The organism is Nocardioides sp. NPDC004968, assembly GCF_040608935.1.
Lineage (GTDB): Bacteria > Actinomycetota > Actinomycetes > Propionibacteriales > Nocardioidaceae > Nocardioides.
In genome coordinates this window covers 102,883-128,018 of the sequence record NZ_JBEXJF010000002.1, presented here as the reverse complement: position 1 = coordinate 128,018, position 25,136 = coordinate 102,883, and the positions used below count along the sequence as shown (strand labels likewise).

Here is a 25,136-nt window from a genome sequence, read left to right as displayed (position 1 = left end):
GGACCTATGCCGAGCATCGACACGTCGCGACCGCCGTCATCGCGTCATCGAGGGCGTCGCGTACGTCCAAGGTCTGTGCTGACTTGAACCCGTCGGCCATGAGTACGACGACGAACGGCGTGCCGCGGGCGTCGACCGCGATGCCGGAGAGCCCGGAGACGCCGGTGAGGGTGCCGGTCTTCGCCCGGACACGGCCGCGACCCGGCTCGGCGTCGAAGTTGAACCGCCGCGAGAGGGAGCCGACCCAGCCGGCGACCGGGAGGCCCGTCATCGCCGGCGCGAGCTCGGGGCGGTTGCGGCTGGCGGCGGTCTGGAGCGTGCTCACCAGCAGCGTCGGCGGGATCAGGTTCTGCCGGGAGAGGCCGGAGCCGTCGCGTAGGACCAGGCCGGTGGTGTCGATGCCGAGCTCCTTCAGCGTGGCCGTGATCGCCGCGGTGGACCCGTCGAACGTCGGCGTGCCCGCCGCGAGCCCGACCTGGCGGGCGAGCACCTCGGCGAGCTGGTTGTCGCTGTACTGCAGCGTGTATTCGACGATCTCGCGCAGGGTGTCCCCCTGGCGTACGGCGAGCTGGGTGCCTACCTTCGTCCCCCGCGCGGGCTTCCCGTTGACCTTGATCCCGTGCTTGACCAGGGCCTTCTTGAACTGCTCGGCGGCCTGCATGGACGGATCCCGGCTGTAGCCCGAGGACTGGGAGCCGCCGTGGTCGACCAGCAGCGCGGTGATCCCGCCGACCTCCTCACCCAGATAGGTGCGTCGCCAGGTAGGACTCAGGGTCGGGCCACCGAAGAGGGTGTCGTCGAAGGCGAGGGTCACCGACTTGGTGGTGCCGAGCTCCCGCGCCGTCTCCGCGGCGAGGTCGGCGAGGTCGCTGGAGCTGAGAGATGCGTCACCTCCGCCGACGAGAGTGACGGTGCTCCCCTGGAGCGTGGTGCTGGTCTCGAACCGGCGCTCCGGGCCGTACGCCTCCAGTACCGCCACGCTGGTCAGCACCTTCGTGACGCTCGCGGGGGTCGCGGCCCCGGTGCCGTGGCTCACCAGCGGCGCGCCCTCGAGCGGCGCGATCGCCGCCTTGAGGTGCTTGCCGAGCCGCTTGTCGCCGACCACCTCCCGCATCACCTGCTCCAGCGCGGCCTGATCAGGCTTTCCCGGAGCTCTGGTCTGCTCGCCCGCAACCGCCGCGGGGCTGACCGCGGCGATGCTCAGCGGGGCCGGCGGAGGGGTCGGCGCGACGTTGCCGCGCGCATAGCGGACCCACCCCAAGGCGTACGCAGCGGCGGCGACTCCCACCAACAGCGCGAGCACCAGCGGCAGCACGACCACGAGCTTTCCGCGGCCCTCCTCCGGCTCCTCGGAAGGCCACTTCGGCGCGCTTTGGGGCTCCACGGATATCCTCCTCGATGCCGGATCTGACGCCGATCGGTGTCAGACTGTCCGGCATTCCGTTTTTGGGTTTGTCTGGAGGCAGAGAAGTGACGCAGGAGTTCGACGTACTGATCGAGGTCCCCAAGGGATCCCGCAACAAGTACGAGGTGGACCACGAGTCGAACCGGCTTCGACTCGACCGCGTGCTGTTCACCTCCATGATGTACCCCGCAGACTACGGCTACATCGAAGACACCCTCGGTGGGGATGGTGACCCGCTCGACGCGCTGGTGCTCACCCCCTACCCGCTCTTCCCCGGTGTGCTGGTCGAGGCCCGCCCGGTCGCGATGTACGTCATGGAGGACGAGAAGGGCCAGGACGAGAAGGTCCTCTGCGTCCCCTGCGACCCCCGCTTCGACCACATCCAGGACCTCGCGGATGTCGACGAGTGGACGCTCAACGAGATCAAGCACTTCTTCGAGCACTACAAGGACCTCGAGCCCGGCAAGACCGTCAAGGGCTCCGACTGGGTCGGCAAGGCTGCTGCGGAGTCGGAGATCGCCGCGTCCATCGATCGGTTCAAGAACACCGCTCACTGAGGCGGTCAATGCCACTTTCCCGCCATGGCGGGGATCTGCCGGCCAGTCCTGCGGGGCTGGGCGGCAATTTCCCGCCATGGCGGGATTCTGTTCGTCAGTCAGTGGACGCGGCCGCGTCGACGGCCTCGAGAACGTCGCGGTAGGCCGCGTCCGTCGCATCCGCGACGCTCATGACCGTCCTCGTCCTGGGACGTCGGGCAACGAGCCCGCGCAGCCTCACGGCGTAATCACGTAGGACGTCGTCGCCACCTGCTTCGGCGACCAGGCTCCGCACGATCGGGTGCCACGGGTCCGTGCCGTCGTCGCGGCGGTGGAAGCGGCGTACGGCATCGTCGGTCTCTGCCTCCAGCATGATCTCGATGAACTCGGCGCCCGCGTCGAGCGCCGCGCGCTCGAACTTCTCCAGCTCACTCACCCTGGCGAGCAGCTGCGGCAGCACCACGTCTCCGGACTCCCGGAGATAGCCGGCGATCATGCCGAGCGCCGCCGGCCGGATCCGTGCACCGGCCTTCTCGAAGTCGTCGCGCCAGCCACCGATGAACGTACGCAGCACGTCGACGTCACACAGCAGCGTGCCCGGGTGTTCCGTGGCATACCGACGGGCGATCGTCGACTTCCCCACTCCGGGCAAACCGTTGAGCAAGATCAGGCGATTCACGCGGCGAGCGTATCGGCGCGCCGGGGCAAGTTCCCGCCATGGCGGGATTCTGCGGGGGTGAGTGATCGATCGTGGCAGCATTTTCCCGCCATGGCGGGATTCTGGCGCCCAGCTCGATCAGGAGCGATCCGGGAAGTGCTGCTTCCAGTTGTCGCTCAGCTTTCTGGGTACGCCCGGCTCGCCGCGCTGGAGGAGTACCCGATGGATCCTCTCCAAGGTCGTGCCTGGGGAGGTGTAGATGTCCTTGGCGATGAAGACGAGGATCCGCCATCCATCAGCGTCGATCGCCTCACGGCGAAGAAGGTCGGCCTCCCACTGTTCCTCGCGCTCGACGTGATGCTTGCCGTCGTACTCGATGATCGTGCGCGACTGCGAGTAGCTCAGGTCGTACTTCCGCTTGTCCAGCTCATCGCCGACCAGGGCGTTGACCGCAGGCTCGGGCAGCCCGGCGAGCACGATCAGCAGACGTAGCCGGGTCTCCATCGGCGAGTCCACCCCCGCGCGGACGAGTGAGGCGGCCCGGCGCGCGAGGGCCGCACCAGGGCTCTTCGCCGATGCGCTGTGTTCCACGAGAGATGCTTGCGTGACCAGTCCCTTGCGCACCATGTGGTCACCGACGACCACCAGGTCGACGAGCGGGATCAGCGCCGCCAGATCGACGAAGACCTGTGCGGGCGCCGAGACGTCCACGTGATCGAACTTCGTGATCAATCCGTCAGGCGCCGAGTGGCAGCTGATCTGGGGACGTCCCCGGCGCTGGTCGCGCCGAAGGACCGTGACGTGCTCGCCTGGCAGCGGCGGGATCGGGAGCTCCCACACCCGGGCCGCTGTCGCGTGACTGGCCCACGCCCCGAGCGGGTCCACACTCAGCACGACCGCCTCCGCGATCAGCAGCGGAGTCACCTCGACGGCACTCGACACGTAGATCCCGTGGAAGAGCCGGCGGAAGTCCCGGCGCTTCCGGCGCGGATCGAATCCGCTCGCCAGAGCGTGCATGCGCCGGAACGGTCGGGTCGGATCGATTGGGATCGTGGGCGTGGTCTTGGGCTTGATGCGTACGGCAGTCATACGGGAATCGTGCGCAATCCGCAGAACATTCGCAGAAGTTATCCACACCCCCTGTGGATAACTCGCTCCGAGCGGCTGGCTCACCAGGCGGCACTTTCCCGCCATGGCGGGATTCTGCCGCGCAACAAGCCCAAGCGACCCCGCATTTTCCCGCCATGGCGGGAAAATGGCTCACCCCGACCTCAGCCGATCAGGTCCTTCGACCGCAGCAGCTCCTCAGGCACGCCGAAGCCATCGACGAGCAGCCGTGCGTCGGGGCGCAGCTCGCGGCAGAGGCGGTTGACCTCGGCGGTGATGGCCTTGGAGCGCTCGGAGGAGAGGCGGCCGTGCTCCATGAACCAGGCGCGGTCGGCCTCGATGACCGAGAGGGCGCTGAGGTCGCAGAGGAGGTCCATCAGGTCGCGTACGGGACCTTCGGAGAGCACGCGGACCTTCTCCCGGAACGCCTCGTGGATCAGCCGCTCGACGTGCGCATGAGCGACCCCGATGACGTGGTCCTGCACGGTCGAGAAGACCGCGCCCGGCTCGCGTCCGGCCTTGACGCCCGACTGCAGGCGGCGGGCGACGCCGGCGAGCATGTGCTCCTCGCGGAAGCGCAGCATCGCCAGGTGGTAGTCGGAGTCGAGGATGTCCGGCTCCCGCTCCCCGGCGACCGGGACGACGTCGCGGACCCGCTCGAGCAGCTTGTGCACGGCGGTCCGCTCCAGGACCGTCTCGACGGCGAGACCGGCCACGAAGCGTACGAGATCCAGCTGGTCCATCTCCTCGAACTCGCTGGAGTAGCCGGTGAGCAGCCCCTTGGCGACCAGCTGCAACAGCACCGTGTTGTCGCCCTCGAAGGTCGTGAAGACGTCGGTGTCGGCCTTCAGGGCCGCGAACCGGTTGGCGGCCAGGTAGCCCGCCCCGCCGCACGCCTCCCGGCACTCCTGGATCGTCCGGGTCGCGTGCCAGGTCGCCAGGGCCTTGGTGCCGGCCGCTCGCGACTCGAGCTCGCGCCGGGCGTGCTCCGAGGTCGCGACGCCGGAGAAGACGTCGTGCAGGTCGTCGCGTACGACCTCCTGCGCGAAGCGCAGCGCATAGGTCCGCGCGACCAGTGGCAGCAGCCGCCGCTGGTGCTGGCCGTAGTCGAGGAGCAGCGACTCCTCGGCGTCCGACGACGCCTCGAACTGCCGGCGCCGCAGCGCGTAGCGGACCGCGATCGTCAGCGCGACCTCCGATGCCCGGATCGCGGCCCCGCCGACCGAGACGCGTCCCTGCACGAGCGTGCCGAGCATGGTGAAGAAGCGCCGTCCGGCCGACTCGATCTCGGAGACGTACTCGCCGGCCTCGGTGAGGTCAGCGAAGCGGTTCAGGAGAGACGTACGCGGCACCCGCACGCCCGTGAACCACAGTCGTCCGTTGTCGACGCCGTTAAGCCCCATCTTGGGTCCGTCGTCCTCGATCCGGACCCCGGGAGCAGGCGCGCCGGCAACCCGGATCGGCACCACCAGAGCATGGACGCCACGCTCCTCGCCTCCGACCACGAGCTGGGCGAAGACGACCGCGAGCTCGCCGTGGGCCGCGGCATTGCCGATGTAGTCCTTGTACGCATCCTCCCGGGTCGTCTCGATGACGAACTCCCGCGCATCCGGGTCGTAGGTGGCCACGGTCCCCACCGCGGCCACGTTGGACCCGTGGCCGTGCTCGGTCATCGCGAAGCAGCCGAGCAGGCGCCCGGAGACGATGTCGGCGAGATACCGATCGTGGTGACGCGCCGTGCCGAGCTGCAGGATCGCGCCGCCGAAGAGCCCGAACTGCACGCCCGACTTCACCAGCAGCGACAGGTCGCCGCCGGCCATCTCCTCGAAGGCGGCGATGGAGGCGCCGACGTCACCGCCCCCGCCGTACTCCTTCGGGAACCCGAGCCCGGTCAGACCGGTCGCGGAGACATCGAGGAGCACCTCCCGTACGCGCTCGCGATACTCCGGCCGGGCCAGTTCCTCGACCTCGCAGAGGAAGTCGGCACGCTCGATCAGGGACTTGCGTACGTCCTCCCGGACTCCCGCGTATCGCCCGTCGAGAAGTGCGGTCAATGAGGCTGCATCGATGGCGGTCACATCGCCACCTTAAGCCTCGATCAAGCCCGGATCAGGTCAGCTCGTGGGCGACCTTCGACTCGCGGTCGGCGATCTCGTCGGACTCCGCTACGAGTCGCCGCACGCCCTTGCGCTGGAACTTCTGGCCGGCCGCGAGCCCGCCGAAGTAGTAGGCGACGAGCGCGATCATCGCGCCCGCGACGTCGTCGGCGAGGTAGTGCCAGCCGAAGTAGACGGTCGCGACGACGGTGATCCCGAAGTTGATCCAGCCGGCCCAGCGGGCGATCTTGTTGTTGATCGTGGCCTGGATCATCAGCGCCACCAGCAGGGTGATGCCGGTGTGCAGCGAGGCGAAGCCACCGACCGACTGCACCACGTTGGCGTCGACGTCGAAGAGGACATGTTGCCGGGTGAAGACCAGCGATTCCATCAGTGTGCTCGCCGGCGTCTCGGGCAGGTCGGCGTAGAGATAGGGGTACTGCAGGCCCGGTCCGACCGTCGGCAGGCAGTAGTACGAGACCGTGCCGAGGATCCAGGCGATGCACTGCGAGCTCACGAACCAGTAGCCGTAGGCGAGGTTGCGCGACCACACCAGCCAGCCGGCGACGGCGAACGGCACCAGCGGCAGGAACCACATGTAGATGTAGGAGAGGAACCAGGCCGCCCAGCCGGTGCCGAGGAGGTCGTGGAGCACGATCGCCGGGTCGGCGCCGAAGAGCACCGCCTTGTCGATCAGGTGCAGCTCGTGGTCGAACTCGTAGGTCTCCGGCACCACGAACGGCAGGAACGACTTGAGGTTCCGGTAGCAGACGTAGACCAGGTAGAAGCAGACGATGCCCAACGCCACGAGCGTCAGCCGCTCACGGGTCCAGTGGGTGCGGAGCCGCTCCTTGAAGATCGGGCCCATGTCCTTCCACTTGAACTTCGCCATCCACAGCGTTCGTGGCACGAGGTCGACGAGGAGCGCAGCTCCGACGAGGAGGGGAAGGCGGAGCCAGGACGGTCCGAGGAAGCCCTCCGGGTCGAGCATGCGCTTGTCGACGATCTGCGCGGTCACGACTGCGATCAGGCCGAAGATCAGCGCGCTGCTGACGAGGAAGATCTGAGCGCGGCGATACATAGCCGCTAATTCTAAGTGGCCGGTGGTTGCTCTGCCGATTCCTGGGTGCCTGATCCATCGGCCGATGCGGGGATCGCCAGCCGATTCGGCTCGACCCTCAGCGTGACCGACTCCCCCGGCGCCGGCGCCGAGTCGGCGACGGCGTTGACCTCCCCGACGTCATCGAGACGTACGACGAGCCGGTGCTGCTCCGGCGTGGCCCTGGCCGAGACCACGGTGCCGGTGAGCGGTCCGGACGGGTCGGCGACGAAGGCCGAGCGGCGGAGCGCGACCGCGCCGGCCGGTGCCATCCCGGCGGCCTTCAGGACCGTGTACGCCGCCGGCCCCTCGAGCACGCGGGCGTAGCCCAGGAACAGGGCAGCCCAGGTGTCCGTCGGCTTCGCCCACACCTCCCGCAGGGTCCCCGCCTGCACCAGGTGACCGTCGCGCAGGAGCGCGATCCGGTCGGCGACCGCGAAGGCCTCCTCCTGGTCGTGGGTGACCATCAGCGCGGTGGTGCCCGCCTCGTGCAGGATCCGTCGCAGGTCGCCCGCGAGCCGTTCCCGCAGCCCGGCGTCGAGCGCGGAGAGCGGCTCGTCGAGGAGCAGCAGCCGCGGTTCGACGGCGAGAGCCCGCGCGAGCGCGACCCGCTGCCGCTCGCCACCGCTCAGCGTGCCCGGGAGGCGGTCCTGGTAGCCGCCCAGGCCGACGAGCTCCAGCAGGTCGGCGACCTTCCTCGTACGGTCGGCCGCCGGGATCCGGCGCAACCGCATCGCGTAGGCGACGTTGTTCGCGACGCTGAGGTGCGAGAACAGCTGCCCGTCCTGGAACATCAGCGCGAAGCCACGCTTGTGCGTCGGCACCCCGCGCAGCGGGCGCCCGTCCCAGCTGATCTCCCCCGTCGCCGGCTCCAGGCCCGCCACGGCCCGCAGCAGCGTCGACTTCCCCGACCCCGATGGCCCGAGCAGCGCCAGCACCTCCCCGTCCGCAAGCTCCAGGCTGACGTCCGAGACGGCCGCCTTCCCGTCGTACGCCACCGACACCTCACGCAGCGACAGCATCGCAACCTCGATCCTGGTTCACAGTGCTCCGATCGAAGGTACGCGGAGACGCTCGACGAGGAGCATCACGACGGCGGTGGTGGCGGCGAGGACGCAGGCGGCGGCGAGGGCCATGCCGTAGTTGTCGGACCCCGGCCGGGACAGCAACCGCAGGATGACGACGGGGAGGGTGGGGCGCTCCTCGCGGACGAGGAAGGACGTCGCGCCGAACTCCCCCAGCGACGCCGCGAAGGCGAACCCGGAGGAGGCGAGCAGCGGCTTCCAGATGGCAGGTACGTCCACGGTCATGACCGCGCGCAACGGCCCGGCCCCGAGCCCGGCAGCGGCCTGGCGGAGACGGTCGTCGACCGAACCGAGGACCGGCACCAACGTCCTCACCACCAGGGGCAACGCCACCAGAGCCTGCGCGAGCGGCACCAGCCACGGCTCGTCGCGGAAGTCGAGCGGGGCTGACCCGAGGGTCAGGTAGAGCCCGAGCCCCAGCGTGACGGCGCTGACCCCGAGCGGCACCATGAACAGCCCGTCCAGGACGGAACGTACCCGCCGCTCGGCCACCGAACGGGACCGACGCGTCACCGCGAATGCGACGAGCAGACCGAGGGTCAGCGCGACCAACGACGCCTGCACCGCGACCGCCAGCGAGGTCATCAGCGCGGTCGTGGCCGGAACCGGCAGCGGAGGGTCGAACCCGGGAGTCTGCAGGGCCGTGTAGTTCCGGAGACTCCACCGGTCATCGTCTCGCAGCGACCCGAGCAGCAGGGCGAGCAGCGGCCCGGCGACCAGCAGGACCAGGACCGACGTCGACAGCAGGGCCGGGATGTCCCGCATCGAGACCCGCCGGCGGCGTACGACGACCCGGGACTGCGCCGCATCCGGCACCGAGCGCAGCCAGCCGGCCACGACCAGCAGCCCGATGACGACCACCAACTGGAGCACCGACAGCACCGCCGCACCGGGAAGGTCGAACAGGGTGAAGGTCAGCTTGTAGATCTCGGTCTCGATGCTGTTGTAGCGCACCCCGCCGAGGGTGAGCACGATCCCGAAAGCGGTCGCGCAGAAGAGGAAGACCACCGACGCCGCGGAGACGATCGCGGGACGCAGCGCCGGCAACGTGATCGTCAGGAGGACTCGCGCCGGCGAGGCGCCCAGCGCTGCAGCAGCCTCCCCGGGACGCGGGTCGAGCGACTCCCAGGCCGCCCCGACCGCGCGGATCACCACCGAGGCGTTGAAGAAGACCAGCCCGAGGATGATCGCGGTCGGAGTCCCGTCGAGCCCCAACCCGGCCAACAGCCCGGCCTCGCCGATGAGCTCGCGGAAGGCGACCCCGACGACGACCGTGGGGAGCACGAACGGCACCAGCAGCCCCGCCCGGATGATCCGCTGCATCGGAAAGCTCAGCCGATAGAGCGCGAACGCGGCCGGCAGCCCGAGCGCGACGCTCAGCACCGTCGCCAGCCCCGAGGACCACAGCGTGAACCAGAGCGCCCGCTGGATCTCCGGGCGCCCCAGGATCCTGGTCACGACCGACGGATCGAAGGATCCCTCGAAGAACAGGCCGCGCTGCACCATCCCGATGACCGGCAGGACGAAGAAGACCGCCAGCACGGCCACCGGGAGAGCGGCGAGCGCGACCAGGGTCCCGATTCGCCGGGTCACAGCACGACGGGTGGAGCTCACTGCGCGATCGTGTCACTCCAGGTCGCCAGCCACGCTTCCCGGTTCTCGTCGATCTCCTCAGGCTCCACCGAGAGCGGCGCGGTCGGCTGCTGCGCGAACTTCGCCCAGTCGGCAGGCAGTTCGACGCCGGAGGAGACGGGGAACACGTACATGCTCTCCGGCAGCGCCCCCTGCACGCTGTCGGAGAGCATGAAGTCGATCAGCGCCTTGGCGCCCTCGGGGTGGTCGGCGCCCTCGAGCACGCCGGCGTACTCGACCTGCCGGAAGCAGGTGTCCAGCAGCGCCTTGGTCGTCGTCTTGCCGTCCTTGACGGTGAAGGCCGGCGAGGAGTCGTAGGAGAGGACGATCGGCCGCGTCCCCTTCCCGCCGCCCTGGGTGAAGTCGGAGTAGTAGGCCTGGTCCCAGCCGTCGACGACCTTGGTGCCGTTGTCCATCAGCTTGCCCCAATAGTCCGCCCAGCCGTCCTCGCCGTACTCGGCGACGGTCGCCAGCAGGAACGCCATCCCCGGCGTCGACGTCGCGGCGCCGGGGGTCACGAAGAGATCCTTGTACGCAGGCTCCGCCAGGTCGTCGAGCGACTCCGGCGGCGTCAGCTTCTTCGCCGCGAACCACTCGGTGTCGATGTTGACGCACACGCTGCCGTTGTCGACCGGGGTGAGGAAGTGCTTGTCGTCCCCCGGGAGGTTGAACTCGTCGACCCCGGCCGGGACCGTCTTCGGCGTGTAGGCCTCCAGCGCCCCCTGGTCGATCGCCCGGCTGGCGAAGGTGTTGTCGACGCCGAACACCGCGTCACCGTCGGGGTTGCCGGTGTCCATGGCGATCTTGGTGGTCAGCTCGCCCCCGTCGCCCGCGTGCCGGATCTCGGCGGTGTAGCCGGTCTTCTCGGTGAACTCGGCCAGCACCTCCTTCGGCAGCGTGAAGCTGTCGTGGGTCAGCAGCACGACCGACTTGTCGTCGGCGCCGCTCGACGGGTCGGCGTCAGGCTCGGCGGGGCTGCCCCCGCACGCGGACAGCAGCAGCGCCGAGATAGCAGTGGCAGCGATGGCAGGCGTACGCATGCGCATTCCTGACTCCCTTCGCCGGTATCAACCGGAGCAGGTTCGGAGGGTCTGCGGCGCTGTTCGCCGCACTCTCAGGCCTTCCGGCCTCCCCTGTCTGTTCCCGCCAACACTACTGCTTGCGAGAATCCACCCATGACCGACGTCGCCATCTCGTCCTTCGATGAGCTCTCCCCCAAGACCGCGTACGCCCTGTGGCGGCTGCGCCAGGACGTCTTCATCGTCGAGCAGGACTGCCCGTACCTCGATCTGGACGGCCGCGACCTCGAGCCCGGGACGCGTCACGTGGTGCTGAGCGACGGCGACCAGCTCGCCGGCACCGCCCGCATCCTCGACGACGGCGACGTGTGGCGGATCGGCCGCGTCGTCCTCGCCCCCACGCACCGCGGCAAGGGCCTGGCCGACGTGATCATGGCCGCCGCCGTCGAGGCCCTCACCGACCGCGACGTCGTCCTCGACGCTCAGTCGCCGCTGGCCGGTTGGTACGCCAAGTTCGGGTTCGTGAAGGACGGCGAGGAGTTCCTCGAGGACGACATCCCGCACACCCCGATGCGGCTCACCCGGTGACGGGGGCGAACAAGACGCTGGTCTCGGTCTCCTCGCGGGTGGCCTGACCGCGGGCGGCCAGCAGTTCGAGGTGGGCCTTGGTCTCCATGACGGCGAGGCCGGCGTTGAAGTAGTCGAGCTCGGCGAAGGCACGCTCGTGGCGGGTCCAACCGAGGTCGTTGGCGACCTCGAGCGCGGAGCGCCGACCGGCCTGCAATGACGCCAGCGACTGTGCGAGCCGCGACTCGTGATGGGCCAGGAGCTCGTCGACGCGGGCGTGCGACGACGAGGCGACCGGCCCGTGGGCGGGGAGAAGCCGCAGGTCGGGCAGGGTGCGGACCTTGGTCAGCGACGCCATGAAGTCGCCCAGCGGGTCGATGACCGGCACCGGCTCGAAGCCGATCGACGGCGTGATCGTGGGCAGCACGTGGTCGCCGGCGAAGAGGACCGAGCCGGCCAGATCGGCATAGACGTAGTGGCCCTGGGTGTGCCCGGGGGTGTGCACGGCATCGAGGTCGCGGCCGGCCACGTCGAGGCGTACGTCGCCCTCCAGCCACTGGTCGGGCATCCGCCAGTGGGACAGATCGGGCGCGGGCGGCGGGTTGGCGGCCCACTTCGCGGCCAGCTCGTGCGCACCGGCGTGGGCGAGCAGCCGGTCGGTCGAGACCCAGCCGTCGAGGTCGCCGTTGGTGAGCTCGAGAGTGGGCCGGTCGCCGGCGCCAAGGAGTACGTCCGCGCCGAACTCCTGACCGAGCACCGAGGCGAGCGTGTAGTGGTCGCGGTGCACGTGGGTGACCAGGAACCGCCGGATGTCGCCGAACTCGAAGCCGAGCTTCTTCAGCCCGGACTCGAGCGCTTCCCGCCCCTCGGTGATCGCCCAGCCACCGTCGACCAGCGAGAGCCCGTCGTCGCCCTCGAGGACGTAGATGTTGACCGCCTTGAGCCCGTCCATCGGCAGCGGCAGCGGGATCCGGTGCACGCCGTCGGCGACTGTCCACGCTCCCGGAGCGGACCAGTGCTCCCCCGAGTCAGGCGAGATCGCGGTGGCTGTCGACTGACTCATCCGTCTCCTTCGGGTTGACCTTCCAGAGCCAGAGCAGACCCAGGATCGGCAACAGGGCAGGAACGAAACCGTATCCGCTCCCGAACTTCGACCATACCGAGTCATCCGGGAACCAGGACGGGACGGCCAGGGACAGGACACCGACCACGATGACGCCGGCCAACTCGATCCACAGCATGATCTTCGCGAAGCCCGCCGACCCGGCGGCGGCCCGGCGGATCGCGAACCAGCCCGCGACGTACGTCGCCGCGGCGACGACCGAGAGCGAGTAGGCGATCGGGGCCTCGTCGAAGTCGGTGAAGACCTGCACCAGCGACCGGGCTCCCGCGGCGAGCACGAAGATCGCGTAGACGGTCAGCAGCACCAGGTGCGGACCGGAACGAGTCTTGGCAGGGGAGGTCGCGGTCACCGGACCATCATGACGCGTACGGCCACGACACCCGTCGCCAGGGCAGCCGCCGCGATCACGCCCGAGGACCAGGTCGAGCGGTCCCCACGCATCGTCTGCAGAGCGAGCGGCATCAGGCACACCAGCGCGCCGAGGTAGCCCAGGAAGGTCGACAGTGACTCCGGCTTGCGTCCGCCCGACCAGGCCGCCAGCGCACCGATCGCGAGCACGACGGCCAGGATCTCCAGCATCCACGCGACCTGGTCCAGCCACTTCGGCCGGGGCGCCTTCAGCACCACGCCGAGCACGGCCGCGATCGTCACGAACGCGGCATACCCGGCCACGATAAATCCGATCAGGGTCACGGCGTCCACGTGCCAATCTTCTCCAATGACCTCCACCTCTCCCGATCCGGGGCTCGTCGCTCGTCTCCGCGCCGCCGGCTGCGTCTTCGCCGAGGACGAGGCGGCACTGCTCGAGTCCGCCCCGGTCTCCGCCCTGGAGCGGGAGGAGATGGTCGTACGCCGCGTGGCCGGCGAGCCGCTGGAGCTCATCCTGGGCTGGGCCGAGTTCTGCGGGCTCCGGATCCGGGTCGCACCGGGGGTGTTCGTGCCCCGGCAGCGCTCGGCGCTGATGGTCGAGCTCGCCTTCCGGACGGCCGGGCGGGGCGCGGCCCTGAAGGTGCTCGATCTCGGCTGCGGGACCGGAGCGCTGGGCGCCGCCATCGCGGCACGTCTCCCGGACGCGGAGGTCTGGGCCACCGACATCGACCCGGCGGCGGTCGAGTGCGCTCGGGAGAATCTGCCGCCGAACCGGGTGCTCCTCGGCGATCTCTACGACCCGCTCCCCCACGACCTCGAGCTCGACGTGATCGTGGCCAACGCCCCGTACGTGCCGAGCGACCAGATCCGGAACATGCCGCCCGAGGCGCGCGACCACGAGCACCACGTGGCTCTCGACGGCGGCGCGGATGGGCTCGACGTCCAGCGCCGCGTGATCGAGCAGGCTCCGAAGCATCTGGCTCCCGGCGGCGTACTCATCATCGAGGCCGGCCAGGAGCAGGCGCCCGTCACCGCGAGCCTGATGCGGGAGCAGGGGCTCGTCGCGGAGCTCCATCACGACGAGGACCTCTACGCGACCGCGGTGACCGGAACGCTGTAGCCTGAAAAATTTGTAGAGGCCCGGTTAACCGGGAATTCCTGCACCCAAAAGCGAGGCGTCCCTCTGATTGCACACCACCCCCGCAGTGTGCATTCAGAGGGACCGCCACCTGGAAGTTCGTCCACCCCCCACCGGTGGGCGACCTTCACGCCGATGAAACGGGCCACCCGCGGACCCATGACGCGGGTTGGGAAGAATTTTTTCGAGAATCCCGTCAGACTTCCGTCATGCAGGCTTACGGTCTGGCCCACCTGGTGCCGTTGTCCCTGCTCACAGCGGGGATCGTGGCGGTCGTCTGGCTGGGTAGGCGGCAGCGGGCCGACGCGAAGCCGTCGAGATTCTCACGAGGATTCGCGCTCGCGATCCCGCTGACGACGATCCCGCTGCAGGCCCACGAGTGGGTCACCGACTTCGATCTCTTCATCGATCTGCCGATCCACCTGTGCGACCTGGCGTGGGTCGCGGCGGCGTTCGCGCTGTGGACCCACCATCCCTACCCGACCGCGCTGACCTGCTTCTGGGGCCTCACGCTGACCACGCAGGGCGTCTTCACCCCGGACGTGATGGACTTCCCGGACGTCAGCTACTTCACCTTCTGGGGCCAGCATCTGATGATCGTGACCGCCGCTGTCTACCTGGTCTTCGGGCTCAAGCTGCTACCCCGGTGGCGCGACTACGGCTGGACGGTCGCGACCACGGCGGCATGGGCCGCCGCGGCGTACGTCCTCAACCTCGTCCTCGACGCCAACTACGGCTACCTGCGCTACAAGCCGGAGTCGGGCTCGATGCTCGACCTGCTCGGGCCGTGGCCGGTCTACGTCCTCAACGAGATCCTGATCGTCGCCGGTGTGTGGGCGCTGATCACGCTGGGACTGCGGATCTGGGCCCGTCAGGACGGGTCGACGAGGACGCCGGTGCGCTCGTAGTCGGCGAGAGCGGAGGCGTACGGCGCCAGGTCGATGCCCTTCTCGCTCACCCAGCCGTCGTCGTAGTAGGACGAGCGGTAGCGCTCCCCCGAGTCGCACAGCAGCGAGACGACGCTGCCCTCGGTGCCGGCCTCGGACATCTCGCGTACGACACCCAGCGATGCCCACACGTTGGTGCCCGTCGAGGGGCCGACCGAGCGGCCCATCCGGGCCGAGAGCCAGCGCATCGTCGCGATCGACGCCGCGTCGGGGACCTGGACCATGTCGTCGACGACCCCGCCGACGAAGGACGGCTCGACCCGCGGCCGGCCGATCCCCTCGATGCGCGACGGCATCCCGGTGGCGTAGTCGGAGGTGTCCGTCTCCCAGCCGCCGTAGAAGGCGGAGTTCTCCGGGTCGGCGACCATCAGCCTGGTCGGGTGGCGGCGGTAGTGGAGGTAGCGGCCGATCGTCGCCGAGGTGCCGCCGGTGCCGGCCGAGACGACGATCCAGGTCGGCACCGGGTATCGCTCCTGCGACATCTGGTCGAAGATCGACTCGGCGATGTTGTTGTTGCCACGCCAGTCGGTGGCCCGCTCGGCGTAGGTGAACTGGTCCATGTAGTGGCCGCCGCACTCGCGGGCGAGGCGCTCGGCCTCTGCGTACATGTCGGGTGCGCGGTCGACGAAGTGGCAGCGGCCGCCGTGCCACTCGATCAGGCGCACCTTCTCCTCCGAGGTCGAGCGCGGCATGACCGCGACGAACGGCAGCCCCAGGAGGCCGGCGAAGTACGCCTCCGAGACCGCGGTGGATCCGGAGGAGGCCTCGACGACCGTCGAGCCCTCGTGGAGCCAGCCGTTGCAGACTGCGTAGAGGAACAGCGACCGGGCCAGACGGTGCTTCAGCGAGCCGGTGGGATGAACCGACTCGTCCTTCAGATAGAGGTCGACACCGCCGCTCGTACCGTCGCGGACAGGGAGCGGAACGACGTGCAGATGGGTGTCGGCCGAGCGCTGCGCGTCGGCCTCGACGCGGCGTACGGCTTCGTCGATCCAGGCGCGATGAGAGTCAGAGAGGCGGGGCACCGGCCGAGCGTAACTCCACCCTGATCTGTCCTCGGCATGTGCGGTGAGCCACAATGACAGACGGAAACACGATCGGGTCCGGGCAGTGAAGTTGCCCACAAGTTAGACCGATCTAAGGACCCCGATTAACCATTGCGGCCCCAAAAGCGAGACAAAAGACCTGTGGACGAACCTCTTGACGTAGTGCTGATCGGCGGCGGCATCATGAGCGCCACCCTGGGCGTGCTCCTCCAGGAGCTGGAGCCCAGCTGGTCCATCAAGCTGATCGAGCGGCTCGACTCACCCGCCGCCGAGTCCTCCGGCCCGTGGAACAACGCCGGCACCGGCCACTCCGCGCTGTGCGAGCTCAACTACAGCCCGCAGAACGCCGACGGCTCGGTCGACATCTCCAAGGCCGTCGGCGTCAACGAGCAGTTCCAGCTCTCCCGTCAGCTGTGGTCCTTCCTGGTCGAGAACGGCCGCATCCCGGACCCGGACAAGTTCATCCACACCGTGCCGCACATGTCCTTCGTGTGGGGCGCCGAGAACGTCGACTACCTGCGCAAGCGCTACGAGGCGCTCTCGGTCCACCCGCTCTTCAGCGGGATGGAGTTCAGCGAGGACCCCGAGGTCATCAAGGGCTGGGCGCCGCTGCTGCTCGAGGGCCGCTCGGCCAAGTCGCTCGCCGACGAACCGATCGCGGCCACCTGGACCAACGCCGGCACCGACGTCGACTTCGGCTCGCTCACCTCGATCCTGACCCGCACCCTGGTGGACAAGGGCGCCGACCTCGAGACCGGGTCCGAGATCACCGACCTGCACCAGACCATGGACGGCTTCTGGCACATCTACGGCCGCAACGAGACCGGGAAGTACCACCTGCGTTCCCGCTTCGTCTTCGTCGGCGCCGGCGGCTACGCGCTGCCACTGCTGCAGAAGGCCGCGATCCGGGAGATCCGCGGCTTCGGCGGCTTCCCCGTCTCGGGTGAGTTCCTGCGTACGTCCAAGCCGGAGCTCGTCGCCGAGCACCGCGCCAAGGCCTACGGCAAGGCCGCCGTCGGCGCTCCGCCGATGTCGGTGCCCCACCTCGACACCCGCTACGTCGAGGGCAAGACCCATCTGATGTTCGGTCCGTACGCCGGGTGGAGCCCGCGCTTCCTCAAGACCGGCTCACTCACCGACCTGTTCCTCTCGGTGCGGCCCCACAACCTGCTGCCGATGCTGCGGGCCGGGCTGACCAACATGGATCTCACCGTCTACCTGGTCAAGGAGCTGCTGCGCTCGCCGCGCAAGAAGTTCGACGACCTTCTCGACTTCTTCCCCGCCGCCGACCGCAAGGACTGGGACCGGGTCATCGCCGGCCAGCGGGTGCAGGTCATCCGCCCCGACGGCGTACTCCAGTTCGGCACCGAGGTCATCACCGCCGAGGACGGCACCATCGCAGGCCTGCTCGGCGCCTCCCCCGGTGCCTCGACCGCCCCGGCGATCATGCTCAACGTCCTGCGCCGCTGCTTCCCCGACCGCTGGGACGGCTGGCAGCCCCAGCTCAAGACGATGATCCCGGCCACCGGTCCCGAGCTGAGCGCCGACCCCGAGCTCGCTGCCGAGACCTTCGCGCGTACGGACCGCCAGCTCCACCTCGGCTGACCAGCGCCTCCGCTGGTCGAGCCGCGAGGCCGCCTGCGGCCGAGCGCGTCGAGACCAACACAGTCCTATCGAGCGCTGACAGGGGCCGTGTTGGTCTCGACACGCCTCCGCCTAGCGGCTCCGGCGGCTCGACCAGCGGGGCCAGCGGGCGGTCAGCTCGTCAGGTGGGCGGCGACCGCTGCTGCCTGTCCTCGGATCTCGGGGATGGCGGTGGCCTCGTAGAGCGCGCCCTTGCAGGGCGGGCCGACGGTCAGAAGATGGGGTACGACGCTGCCGTCTGCTCCGATGACGTGTCCGTCCTCGGTGACGTCGATGCCGAGGCGGAGGGGGTCGGGGGCGATCAGGCCGCGCTTCTGGAGGGCGAGCAGGAGCGGGTTGTCGGTGCGGGTGATGTCGGGTGAGGGGCCGGTGCAGTTGATCACCGCGGTGACCTCGCGGTCACCGTCGGCCAGGGAGACGACCGGCTGGTCGGCAGCATCGACCCGGCAGCCGAGCACCCCGCCGCCGAGGATCTCCAGGCGTCCCTCGGCCCGGTAGGCGTCGAGGAGGGCGGCGATACGCGGAGCCATGCGGTGGCGGCGTACCTCCCACTCGCGGGCGTAGACCTCGCGGAAGCGACGGCGCTCCGGCTCGGGCAGGCGGCGCCAGATCGACTGGGTCGGGCCACGGAGGCCGTCGATGACGGCACGCCAGTCGACGCCGAGGCCGGCGGCGTGCTCGATCTGGTCGCGTACGAGGCCGGCGATGCCGTCGGCGGTCAGCGGGCCGTCGGGAACCGGGGTCACCCAGGAGGTGAACTGATCGTCGACGTGGGGGTTGGGGACCAGGCCGTGTCGGCTCACCATGATCACCCGGCGCTCCGGGGAGTCGTCGAGGAGCGTGACGGTGGTGTCGACGGCGGTCAGGCCGGTGCCGACGACGAGTACGGTCGCATCGACGGGCAGGGCGCTGATCCGGGCCACGTCCCAGGGGTCCGACAGGTTCCACGGCGCCTCGGGGAGCCCGGCCAGCGGCTGGGGCGGCGGATTGCCGTAGGCGAGGACGACGGCGTCCGCGACATGTCCTTCGTCGTCGCCGGTCAACACCCGGAAGCCGGCACCGACCGGCTCCACGTCGATGACCGTCTCACCGACCGTCTCCAGCCTGCCGGAACCGGCCCCGGCCGCGTGAGCGAGCCGGTCGCGGAGGTAGCGCGCGTAGTCGCGCCGGGGCAGGAAGTCGATCGGGCCGAGCTCGATGTTGGCCCCGGCCGCCCAGTCGAGCAGGTCGTCACGGTCGTCAGGGAAGCCCGACATGTTGTTGGCCCGGACGTTGAGGAGATGGCGGCCGTCGGTGGTCGAGTAGGCCACCCCGTAGCCCGCCTCTCCGCGCGACTCGAACAGCGTCACCGACGCGCCGCGACGGAGCAGGTTGATCGCGGTCAACGTGCCGCTGGCTCCTCCTCCGATGATCGCCACCGTCGGGGTGGAGGTCGGTTCGGGCGGCAAGGCGTCTGTCGTCACCCCGACACCTTATCTGCGCTATTCGAGGTTTGTTCAGCAGGTTACTTGGATTCCGAAGATTGCAAACACCTATTTGCAAACAAACCTTTGCGGTTTATGGTGGAGGCATGAAAGAGCCGACGATCGTCCCGAGCCTGGACCAGCTGAAGGCACTCACCCATCCCGTCCGAACGCGCATGCTCGGCATCCTGCGCGTCGACGGACCTGCGACGGCGACGATGTTGGCAGCCCGGCTCGGCCTCAACAGCGGCGCAACCTCCTACCACCTCAGACATCTGGCCCAGCACGGGTTCATCGTCGACGACCAGGAGCGCGGTAACGGCCGTGAACGCTGGTGGAAGGCGGCCCACCGGATGACCCAGACCGATAGCGAGCTGCTCCCGGACAACGAGGAAGCACGCGAGGCGTTCGACGCCTACCTGCAGGTCGTGGTGACCAACTACGCGGAGAAGCTGCAGCGTTCGATCGAAGAGCGTGTCATGTTGCCCGACGAGTGGCGCGAGACGACGACCTACAGCGACTGGATCCCACGTCTCACGCCAGCAAGAGCGATCGAAGTGCGAGATCGCATCATGGCCATGCTCAGCGGGCTCGAGGACGATCCGGACGGCGAGCCATTCACCTTCCAGCTCAACGCCTTCCCTCAGCCGGGCCATCTAGGCAGGGATCCGGAGGCTGACTGAGCGATGCGGCTCCCCCTCTACGGCTGGTTGACCTCCAACGCCATCTCCTTCGTCGGGACCCGCCTCTCGATGCTGGCACTGCCATGGTTCGTACTCGAGACCACCGGTAGCCCCACCAAGACCGGATTGATCGCCCTCTTCGAGCTGGCACCCCTCGTGGCCATGAAGATCTTCGGCGGCCCCTTGATCGACAGGCTCGGAAAGCGCCGCGTGTCGATCACCTGCGACCTGGCCTCCACCCTCGTGGTCGGCCTCATCCCGCTTCTGTACGCCACGGGGTGGCTGCACTTCGCCGCCCTACTTGTTCTCGTGGCCCTCGCCGGTGCCCTGCGTGGTCCGGGCGACGACGCGAAGAGCGCGATGATCCCAGAGCTGGTCGCCTCCGCTGGCGTACCCACCGAGCGTGTGACCGGACTGCACTCGGTGGTCGAGCGCACGGCCTCGATGTTCGGAGCGGCCGCCGCCGGCGTGCTCATCGGGGTGGTCGGTGCAGCCAACGCGATCGCTATCGACGCCGTCTCGTTCGCATTGTGCGCGGTGGTGCTGGCCACCACAACGGCACGTCTCCCTCGCCCTGCCGGGCCCGCGAACCCTGCCGAGGTCAAGGACCCGACTCCCTATCTCGGTCAGCTCGCCGAGGGCTGGAGGTATCTCCGCGGTGACCGCGTGCTGCTCGGGATCGCCATCATGGTCGCCTTCACGAACCTCATCGACGCTGCCGCGAGCAGCGTCCTGATGCCATCGTGGGCACAGACCCACGCCAGTGCGCAGACACTCGGCCTGCTGTTCGCCGTCATGGGTGGCTGCTCGGCCATCGGCTCGGCCATCGCAGCCATGATCGGCAACCGGATACGGCGCTACCCGACGTACCTCATCGCCTTTCTCATCACCGGACTGCCGCGGTTCGCCGTCATCGCCATCGGGGCACCGCTGTGGGTGATCTTCGCGGTCTTCGCCATTGCAGGTGTGTCCAGCGGGTTCCTCAACCCGATCATCGGTGCGATCAAGTTCGAGCGGATACCGGCTCCGCTCGTCGGGCGCGTCACCTCCCTCATCGCCGCGGGCGCCTGGGGCCTGATGCCGCTCGGCGGCCTGCTCGGCGGGACCCTGATCGCCACGATCGGCCTCACCAGCGCCTTCGCCGTTCTCGGGATCGTGTACTTCGTGGTCACGATGTTCCCCGCGATCGACCCGACCTGGAAGCAGATCGAGCGGCGGCCCGATCCGGCGGCTAGCAGGCTTCCCGCAGCCGCGGAATCCTAGGGATGCCGCCGAGTCGCTTGTTGTAGCGGACGTTGTCGGAGTAGCCCTCCAGGAGCGTCCAGAGCGCCTTGTGGGCCGGCCACGGGATGGCCTCGCCGGGGAACGCCCAGCTGGAGCCGAAGCCGATCCAGACCGGGACCCAGTCCTTGGCGCAGTCCCACTCGCCGCGTTTGGACATCAGCAGCCGGTGGCGGACCTGGAACGCGAGCCGCTGCCCGTCCTTCACGATCGGCGCCGCACACACCCGCCACAACGGCATGTCGAGCGACATCAGCTCTATCTCGATGTCGCCCAGAACGCGCGGGTCCACCAGGACCGTAGCGACGTTCTCATGCGGGCGCCTCATGAACATCACGCTAGCGGCGAGCACCGACAAACGTGACTGGATCCGCCAGGAGCGAACAGCGCGACCTGATTCGCGACCCCGTCGGACAAGACGTACGCAGCGGGCCTATCATCCCTCCCAATCTCGATCGGGCAGGGAGGCCCGAGTGGAGGATCGAGGAAGGACCCTACGTTGGCACCCCCGAGGCAGCCCAGAACGGGCGAAGAAGCCGAGAAGTACGCCGCGGAGCATCTGCATACCCTCGGCTGGCCCGACGCTGCCCCATCAGGCAGCACCGCGGCCGCCGACATCGACATCATCGGCGGCCGACCGGACAACGTCGTCGTCGCCCAGGTGGTGCTCACCCGCTCACCGACCGAGGCGCGCAGCGTCTGTGCCGTACGCGGCGCGGGCTACGCCTACGACGCTCGGACGGTCGCGCTGTTCAGCCGCGCGGGTTACACCGTGGACGCGGTCGAGTGGGCCGACAGGGTCCGGGTCGCGCTCTTCGAGTTCGCCGCCGACGGCTCGATCCGGACGCACGGGAAGCACGCGGCCGAGCTGGTCACCACCGCCACAGCACCGGCCCCGACCTCGACCCTCGGCCGGGCACCCGAGCCGGCCGCCGGCCGACACATCGACTCCACCCGCACCGGCAGCTTCAACTTCACCTCGAAGATCCCCGCGATCAGGCCGCGCCGGAGGGCAGCCGAGAAGCCGGCCGACGAGATCACCCCGGATATCGCCGCGAGTGTGGCTCCGGGCGTCGCTCCGGACGCGACCGCGACGACCGTCGAGAAGATCGCCGGCCCGCTGACCGGCCAGGTCCCGGCGTACTCGACCATGAGCATCCCGAAGGCACCGACCCCGCCATCCGGTGAGCGCTGGGTCCCTGACGGCCTCGGGCCGATCCTGGACACGATCGCCCGGGTCTCGCAGCTGCCCGTGGTGCTCGTCCTGGGCTCGGACCGGCGGGTCGAGTGGGTGCGGCAGACGTTCCAGGTCGGCACGATCACGGTCACCGACGAGAGCGTGCTGCCGATGCTGCTCTCGCTGGTGACGGGCCGGGAGTCGCAGTACGAGAGCGGCGAGTCCTATCACAAGGTCGACGGCCTCAAGCCCCAGGGCGAACGGGCGCTGGAGTCCTGGCGGGCGTGGGAGGCCTACGACCGCGCGATGGCCATCTATCGCCGGGCGGTCTGACCCTCAGGGCGCTCAGCAGTAGCCGAGCATCTCCCCGAGTGCCCGTCGCTCGCTGACGTCGGCGGCGAGCGACCAGCGCGTCTTGGTCTCGATCCAGCGGACTGCGTACGCACACTGGAACCCCTTCCGCGGACGCCAGCCCGCCGGGTCGTCGTCGCTCTTGCTCATGTTGGTCGGGCCGTCGACGGCGAGCAGGTTGCCGAGGTCGTTGGCGAAGGCTCGGCGCCGCTCCGGGGACCAGCCGCTCGCGCCGGAGCGCCAGGCCTCCGAGAGCGGCACGACGTGGTCGATCTGGATCGCCTGGGCCTGCCGGGGCTGCTTCAGGTCGGTGAAGACCAGGCGCCTGCCGGTGTAGGGGTCGAGCCACGTCCCGGCGAGCACGTCGTGGTCGCAGCGCCCCTGCGGTCGGGTCCGCACCTCGACGGCGTCGCGCAGGAGCACGTCGTCGCGCTGGTTGCACCCGTTGCCGTCGCGGTCCGCCCAATCCCCGCCGAACGACGAGCGAATGTAGGCGGCCGGCCCCTCCGGTCGCCTCGCGACCGTCGCCAACGCCGCGAGATCACGGCGCGCCTCAGACCCGTCGACCGGCTCCGGAGAAGGCTCCGCGGTCACCTCGGACGGGGCACGTCGGGTCGCCGGCGCATCCTCGGGCAGCCACAACGAGACCGCCCAGCCGGCGACCGCCAGCAGGACGACCAGCGCTCCCAGCGACGTACGTCTCCCCACGCCGTCGCATTGTGCCCGCGACCACCGACATCGATCCGCCTCCCGGCAGGTATTACCGAACGATGACGGATGTGCCGAACCCTGTCGCCGAGGGGTCAGCGCTGGCACAGTGAAGGCATGACTGGGCAGGACATGGGACAGGCGCCCCGCGCCGAGGTCGGGGTCATCGGCGGGACCGGGCTCTACGAGTTCTTGACCGATGCCGAGGAGGTGGCGGTCGAGACCCCGTACGGCAATCCGTCCGCGCCGGTCACGGTGGGCACCGTCGCGGGCCGGTCGGTGGCCTTCGTACCCCGCCACGGCCGCTCGCACGAGTACCCGCCGCACGCCATCCCCTACCGCGCCAACCTCTGGGCGCTGAGGTCGCTGGGCGTGACCCAGGTGCTCTCCCCGAGCGCCGTCGGCGGTCTCCGCGCCGATGCCGTCGCGACTGGTGACCTGGTCACGCCCGACCAGCTCGTCGACCGCACCTGGCGCCGGATCCCGAGCTATGTGGAGAGCGGCGCCACGCACGTGCCGCTCGCCGATCCCTACTGCGGGCGGATCGCCAAGGCGTACGCGGCCTCCGATCCGTCCGTGAAGGTCGGTGGCACGCTCATCGTGATCGAGGGTCCGCGGTTCTCGACCCGCGCGGAGTCGATCCACCATGCCGCCCAGGGCTGGACGCTGGTCGGGATGACCGGCGCCCCGGAGGCGGCGCTCGCCCGCGAGCTGCGGATGTGTTACGCACCGTTGTGCCTGGTCACCGACATGGATGCGGGTGCGGCCGAGGGCGAGGGCGTCGACGAGGACGATGTCTACGCGCTCTTCGCGGCCAACCTGGAGCGGATGCGGACCATCCTGGCCGACACGATCGAGGGCCTGCCCGACCCGGCCGGATGCTCCTGCTCGACCTGGGCCGAGGGCAAGCAGCTCGCCTACGAGATCCCATGAGGGTCCTGCTGACCGGGTCCGCCGGCTTCATCGGCACCGCGATCGGCCGGGTGCTGGAGGATGCCGGCCACGAGGTCGTACGCGTCGACGTGCTGCTGCCGATGGCCCACGGCGAGGCGGCCGAGGCGCCGCCCGGGACGAACCTCCTCGACGTACGCGACGCCGGTGGCTGGGGCGATCTGCTGGACGGCATCGACGCGGTGTGCCACCAGGCGGCTGTCGTCGGTGCCGGCGTGACCGTGGCCGATCTCCCGCTCTACGCCGCGCACAACGACCTCGGCACCGCCGCGCTCCTGGCGGCGATGAGCGCACACGGGGTCTCCCGGCTGGTGCTCGCCTCCTCGATGGTCGTCTACGGCGAGGGCCGCTACGTCTGCGAGACCCACGGCGACCGGGTCCCGCCGCCGCGCTCGCGGGCCGCGCTCGACTCCGGCGACTTCGAGAACCACTGCGACCTCTGCGGCGGCGCACTGACCTGGGCGGCGGTGGCCGAGTCCGCCAGGCTCGACCCGCGCAGCTCGTACGCAGCCAGCAAGGTCGCCCAGGAGCACTACGCCTCCGCCTGGGCACGTCAGGCCGACGCGACGGCGATCGCGCTGCGCTACCACAACGTCTACGGGCCGCACATGCCCGCGGACACGCCCTACTCCGGGGTCGCCGCCATCTTCCGGTCGTCCCTGGAGCGGGGCGAGGCGCCGCAGGTGTTCGAGGACGGCGGCCAGCAGCGCGACTTCGTCCACGTCGACGACGTCGCCCGCGCCAACCTGGCGGCACTGGAGGCGACCGCCGAGCGGTCACGCGGCGAGCTGGCGGCCTACAACGTCGCCTCCGGGCACCCGGTCACGATCAGCGAGGTGGCGGCGCTGGTCGCGCGCGGCACCGGCCAGTCCGAGTTGGCGCCGGTGGTCACCGGCCGCTACCGCATCGGCGACGTACGCCATGTCGTGGCCTCACCGCACCTCGCGGAGAAAGAGCTCGGCTTCCGTGCCGAGGTCCTGCCGGACGATGGGCTTCCGACTTTCGCCAACGATCCCCTTCGGATGCACAGCTGAACCGAAGGACCGCGTCC

At 69.5% G+C, this 25,136-nt stretch carries 25 protein-coding genes and 1 riboswitch; of the genes, 10 read left to right on the top strand and 15 right to left on the bottom strand.

Translation table 11 applies throughout. From position 1 onward, the window contains the following. Positions 1 to 4: 4 nt before the first annotated feature. Positions 5 to 1,384: a D-alanyl-D-alanine carboxypeptidase/D-alanyl-D-alanine-endopeptidase gene (gene dacB / locus ABZU72_RS03130; RefSeq protein WP_355017455.1), complete on the bottom strand. Its 1,380-nt coding sequence runs from the start codon at positions 1,382 to 1,384 to the stop codon at positions 5 to 7. An 86-nt stretch (positions 1,385 to 1,470) separates the two neighbouring features. Here dacB and ABZU72_RS03125 point away from each other — a divergent pair, with 86 nt between their 5' ends. Then, positions 1,471 to 1,962, top strand: coding sequence for an inorganic diphosphatase (locus ABZU72_RS03125; protein ID WP_045549276.1), 492 nt, complete (start codon positions 1,471 to 1,473; stop codon positions 1,960 to 1,962). 94 nt (positions 1,963 to 2,056) lie between these two features. Here ABZU72_RS03125 and ABZU72_RS03120 read toward each other — a convergent pair whose 3' ends face one another. The 7 genes from ABZU72_RS03120 to ABZU72_RS03090 form a co-directional block, all read right to left on the bottom strand. Next, complete coding sequence (locus ABZU72_RS03120; RefSeq protein WP_355017454.1) at positions 2,057 to 2,620, bottom strand: AAA family ATPase; 564 nt, start codon at positions 2,618 to 2,620, stop codon at positions 2,057 to 2,059. Between the two features lie 117 nt (positions 2,621 to 2,737). Further along, positions 2,738 to 3,688: a DUF559 domain-containing protein gene (locus ABZU72_RS03115; RefSeq protein ID WP_355017453.1), complete on the bottom strand. Its 951-nt coding sequence runs from the start codon at positions 3,686 to 3,688 to the stop codon at positions 2,738 to 2,740. 182 nt (positions 3,689 to 3,870) lie between these two features. Continuing rightward, on the bottom strand, positions 3,871 to 5,784 hold the full coding sequence (locus tag ABZU72_RS03110) for an acyl-CoA dehydrogenase (RefSeq protein ID WP_355017452.1): 1,914 nt from the start codon (positions 5,782 to 5,784) through the stop codon (positions 3,871 to 3,873). A gap of 31 nt (positions 5,785 to 5,815) precedes the next feature. After that, complete coding sequence (locus tag ABZU72_RS03105; RefSeq protein WP_355017451.1) at positions 5,816 to 6,883, bottom strand: phosphatase PAP2 family protein; 1,068 nt, start codon at positions 6,881 to 6,883, stop codon at positions 5,816 to 5,818. Between the two features lie 11 nt (positions 6,884 to 6,894). Continuing rightward, on the bottom strand, positions 6,895 to 7,923 hold the full coding sequence (locus ABZU72_RS03100; RefSeq protein ID WP_355017450.1) for an ABC transporter ATP-binding protein: 1,029 nt from the start codon (positions 7,921 to 7,923) through the stop codon (positions 6,895 to 6,897). Between the two features lie 18 nt (positions 7,924 to 7,941). After that, complete coding sequence (locus tag ABZU72_RS03095; protein WP_355017449.1) at positions 7,942 to 9,600, bottom strand: ABC transporter permease subunit; 1,659 nt, start codon at positions 9,598 to 9,600, stop codon at positions 7,942 to 7,944. After that, positions 9,597 to 10,658, bottom strand: coding sequence for a thiamine ABC transporter substrate-binding protein (locus ABZU72_RS03090; RefSeq protein WP_355017448.1), 1,062 nt, complete (start codon positions 10,656 to 10,658; stop codon positions 9,597 to 9,599). Before ABZU72_RS03090 ends, ABZU72_RS03095 begins: the two co-directional genes overlap by 4 nt. Next, positions 10,655 to 10,763, bottom strand: a riboswitch (TPP riboswitch). (Overlaps the previous gene by 4 nt.) 30 nt (positions 10,764 to 10,793) lie before the next feature. Between ABZU72_RS03090 and ABZU72_RS03085 the strand changes: the two genes are divergently transcribed. After that, entirely contained in the window at positions 10,794 to 11,225 is a 432-nt protein-coding gene (locus ABZU72_RS03085; protein WP_355017447.1) for a GNAT family N-acetyltransferase, read from the top strand. Here the strand turns inward: ABZU72_RS03085 and ABZU72_RS03080 are convergent. From ABZU72_RS03080 to ABZU72_RS03070, 3 genes are read right to left on the bottom strand one after another with little or no spacing between them, the layout of a single operon-like run. Beyond that, positions 11,215 to 12,267 (bottom strand): MBL fold metallo-hydrolase, encoded by a 1,053-nt coding sequence (locus ABZU72_RS03080; protein WP_355017446.1) that lies wholly within the window; start codon positions 12,265 to 12,267, stop codon positions 11,215 to 11,217. The genes ABZU72_RS03085 and ABZU72_RS03080 overlap by 11 nt on opposite strands. Beyond that, a complete protein-coding gene (locus tag ABZU72_RS03075; RefSeq protein ID WP_355017445.1) occupies positions 12,233 to 12,676 on the bottom strand; it encodes a hypothetical protein in 444 nt (147 codons plus the stop codon). Before ABZU72_RS03075 ends, ABZU72_RS03080 begins: the two co-directional genes overlap by 35 nt. Next, positions 12,673 to 13,029, bottom strand: a complete 357-nt coding sequence (locus tag ABZU72_RS03070; RefSeq protein ID WP_355017444.1) for a hypothetical protein — start codon at positions 13,027 to 13,029, stop codon at positions 12,673 to 12,675. The genes ABZU72_RS03075 and ABZU72_RS03070 overlap by 4 nt, the downstream gene beginning before the upstream one ends. Before the next feature lie 16 nt (positions 13,030 to 13,045). Between ABZU72_RS03070 and ABZU72_RS03065 the strand changes: the two genes are divergently transcribed. After that, positions 13,046 to 13,816 (top strand): putative protein N(5)-glutamine methyltransferase, encoded by a 771-nt coding sequence (locus ABZU72_RS03065; RefSeq protein WP_355017443.1) that lies wholly within the window; start codon positions 13,046 to 13,048, stop codon positions 13,814 to 13,816. A 227-nt stretch (positions 13,817 to 14,043) separates the two neighbouring features. Beyond that, a complete protein-coding gene (locus ABZU72_RS03060) occupies positions 14,044 to 14,742 on the top strand; it encodes a TIGR02206 family membrane protein (RefSeq protein ID WP_355017442.1) in 699 nt (232 codons plus the stop codon). On the opposite strand, the gene ABZU72_RS03055 is transcribed toward ABZU72_RS03060, so the two are convergent. Further along, positions 14,706 to 15,806, bottom strand: coding sequence for a PLP-dependent cysteine synthase family protein (locus ABZU72_RS03055; RefSeq protein ID WP_355017441.1), 1,101 nt, complete (start codon positions 15,804 to 15,806; stop codon positions 14,706 to 14,708). The two genes, ABZU72_RS03060 and ABZU72_RS03055, sit on opposite strands and share 37 nt — an antisense overlap. Positions 15,807 to 15,968: 162 nt before the next feature. Here ABZU72_RS03055 and mqo point away from each other — a divergent pair, with 162 nt between their 5' ends. Beyond that, a complete protein-coding gene (mqo, locus tag ABZU72_RS03050; RefSeq protein WP_355017440.1) occupies positions 15,969 to 17,432 on the top strand; it encodes a malate dehydrogenase (quinone) in 1,464 nt (487 codons plus the stop codon). A gap of 152 nt (positions 17,433 to 17,584) precedes the next feature. Here mqo and ABZU72_RS03045 read toward each other — a convergent pair whose 3' ends face one another. Next, on the bottom strand, positions 17,585 to 18,934 hold the full coding sequence (locus tag ABZU72_RS03045; protein WP_355017439.1) for an FAD-dependent oxidoreductase: 1,350 nt from the start codon (positions 18,932 to 18,934) through the stop codon (positions 17,585 to 17,587). 107 nt (positions 18,935 to 19,041) lie between these two features. Between ABZU72_RS03045 and ABZU72_RS03040 the strand changes: the two genes are divergently transcribed. After that, positions 19,042 to 19,617, top strand: a complete 576-nt coding sequence (locus ABZU72_RS03040) for a helix-turn-helix domain-containing protein (RefSeq protein WP_355017438.1) — start codon at positions 19,042 to 19,044, stop codon at positions 19,615 to 19,617. A 3-nt stretch (positions 19,618 to 19,620) separates the two neighbouring features. After that, entirely contained in the window at positions 19,621 to 20,880 is a 1,260-nt protein-coding gene (locus tag ABZU72_RS03035; protein WP_355017437.1) for an MFS transporter, read from the top strand. Here the strand turns inward: ABZU72_RS03035 and ABZU72_RS03030 are convergent. Beyond that, positions 20,849 to 21,226, bottom strand: coding sequence for a hypothetical protein (locus tag ABZU72_RS03030; RefSeq protein ID WP_355017436.1), 378 nt, complete (start codon positions 21,224 to 21,226; stop codon positions 20,849 to 20,851). The genes ABZU72_RS03035 and ABZU72_RS03030 overlap by 32 nt on opposite strands. Before the next feature lie 171 nt (positions 21,227 to 21,397). On the opposite strand from ABZU72_RS03030, the gene ABZU72_RS03025 reads away from it, so the two are divergent. Then, positions 21,398 to 22,408, top strand: a complete 1,011-nt coding sequence (locus ABZU72_RS03025) for a hypothetical protein (RefSeq protein WP_355017435.1) — start codon at positions 21,398 to 21,400, stop codon at positions 22,406 to 22,408. Positions 22,409 to 22,420: 12 nt separating this feature from the next. Here ABZU72_RS03025 and ABZU72_RS03020 read toward each other — a convergent pair whose 3' ends face one another. Beyond that, positions 22,421 to 23,134, bottom strand: a complete 714-nt coding sequence (locus ABZU72_RS03020; protein WP_355017434.1) for an HNH endonuclease family protein — start codon at positions 23,132 to 23,134, stop codon at positions 22,421 to 22,423. Between the two features lie 117 nt (positions 23,135 to 23,251). On the opposite strand from ABZU72_RS03020, the gene ABZU72_RS03015 reads away from it, so the two are divergent. Next, positions 23,252 to 24,067 carry an S-methyl-5'-thioadenosine phosphorylase gene (locus ABZU72_RS03015; RefSeq protein ID WP_355017433.1) on the top strand — a complete coding sequence of 272 codons (816 nt, stop codon included), beginning with the start codon at positions 23,252 to 23,254 and terminating at the stop codon, positions 24,065 to 24,067. Continuing rightward, entirely contained in the window at positions 24,064 to 25,119 is a 1,056-nt protein-coding gene (locus ABZU72_RS03010) for an NAD-dependent epimerase/dehydratase family protein (protein WP_355017432.1), read from the top strand. Before ABZU72_RS03015 ends, ABZU72_RS03010 begins: the two co-directional genes overlap by 4 nt. Positions 25,120 to 25,136 lie beyond the last annotated feature (17 nt).

Excerpts from the sequence above, each read along its gene's own strand:
- ABZU72_RS03030 (WP_355017436.1), bottom strand. The coding sequence starts at position 21,226 with ATGAGGCGCCCGCATGAGAACGTCGCTACGGTCCTGGTGGACCCGCGC.
- ABZU72_RS03090 (WP_355017448.1), bottom strand. The coding sequence starts at position 10,658 with ATGCGTACGCCTGCCATCGCTGCCACTGCTATCTCGGCGCTGCTGCTG.
- ABZU72_RS03010 (WP_355017432.1), top strand. The coding sequence starts at position 24,064 with ATGAGGGTCCTGCTGACCGGGTCCGCCGGCTTCATCGGCACCGCGATC.
- ABZU72_RS03065 (WP_355017443.1), top strand. The coding sequence starts at position 13,046 with ATGACCTCCACCTCTCCCGATCCGGGGCTCGTCGCTCGTCTCCGCGCC.
- ABZU72_RS03085 (WP_355017447.1), top strand. The coding sequence starts at position 10,794 with ATGACCGACGTCGCCATCTCGTCCTTCGATGAGCTCTCCCCCAAGACC.
- ABZU72_RS03105 (WP_355017451.1), bottom strand. The coding sequence starts at position 6,883 with ATGTATCGCCGCGCTCAGATCTTCCTCGTCAGCAGCGCGCTGATCTTC.
- ABZU72_RS03040 (WP_355017438.1), top strand. The coding sequence starts at position 19,042 with ATGAAAGAGCCGACGATCGTCCCGAGCCTGGACCAGCTGAAGGCACTC.
- ABZU72_RS03060 (WP_355017442.1), top strand. The coding sequence starts at position 14,044 with ATGCAGGCTTACGGTCTGGCCCACCTGGTGCCGTTGTCCCTGCTCACA.
- ABZU72_RS03080 (WP_355017446.1), bottom strand. The coding sequence starts at position 12,267 with ATGAGTCAGTCGACAGCCACCGCGATCTCGCCTGACTCGGGGGAGCAC.
- ABZU72_RS03035 (WP_355017437.1), top strand. The coding sequence starts at position 19,621 with ATGCGGCTCCCCCTCTACGGCTGGTTGACCTCCAACGCCATCTCCTTC.
- ABZU72_RS03115 (WP_355017453.1), bottom strand. The coding sequence starts at position 3,688 with ATGACTGCCGTACGCATCAAGCCCAAGACCACGCCCACGATCCCAATC.
- ABZU72_RS03100 (WP_355017450.1), bottom strand. The coding sequence starts at position 7,923 with ATGCTGTCGCTGCGTGAGGTGTCGGTGGCGTACGACGGGAAGGCGGCC.
- ABZU72_RS03015 (WP_355017433.1), top strand. The coding sequence starts at position 23,252 with ATGACTGGGCAGGACATGGGACAGGCGCCCCGCGCCGAGGTCGGGGTC.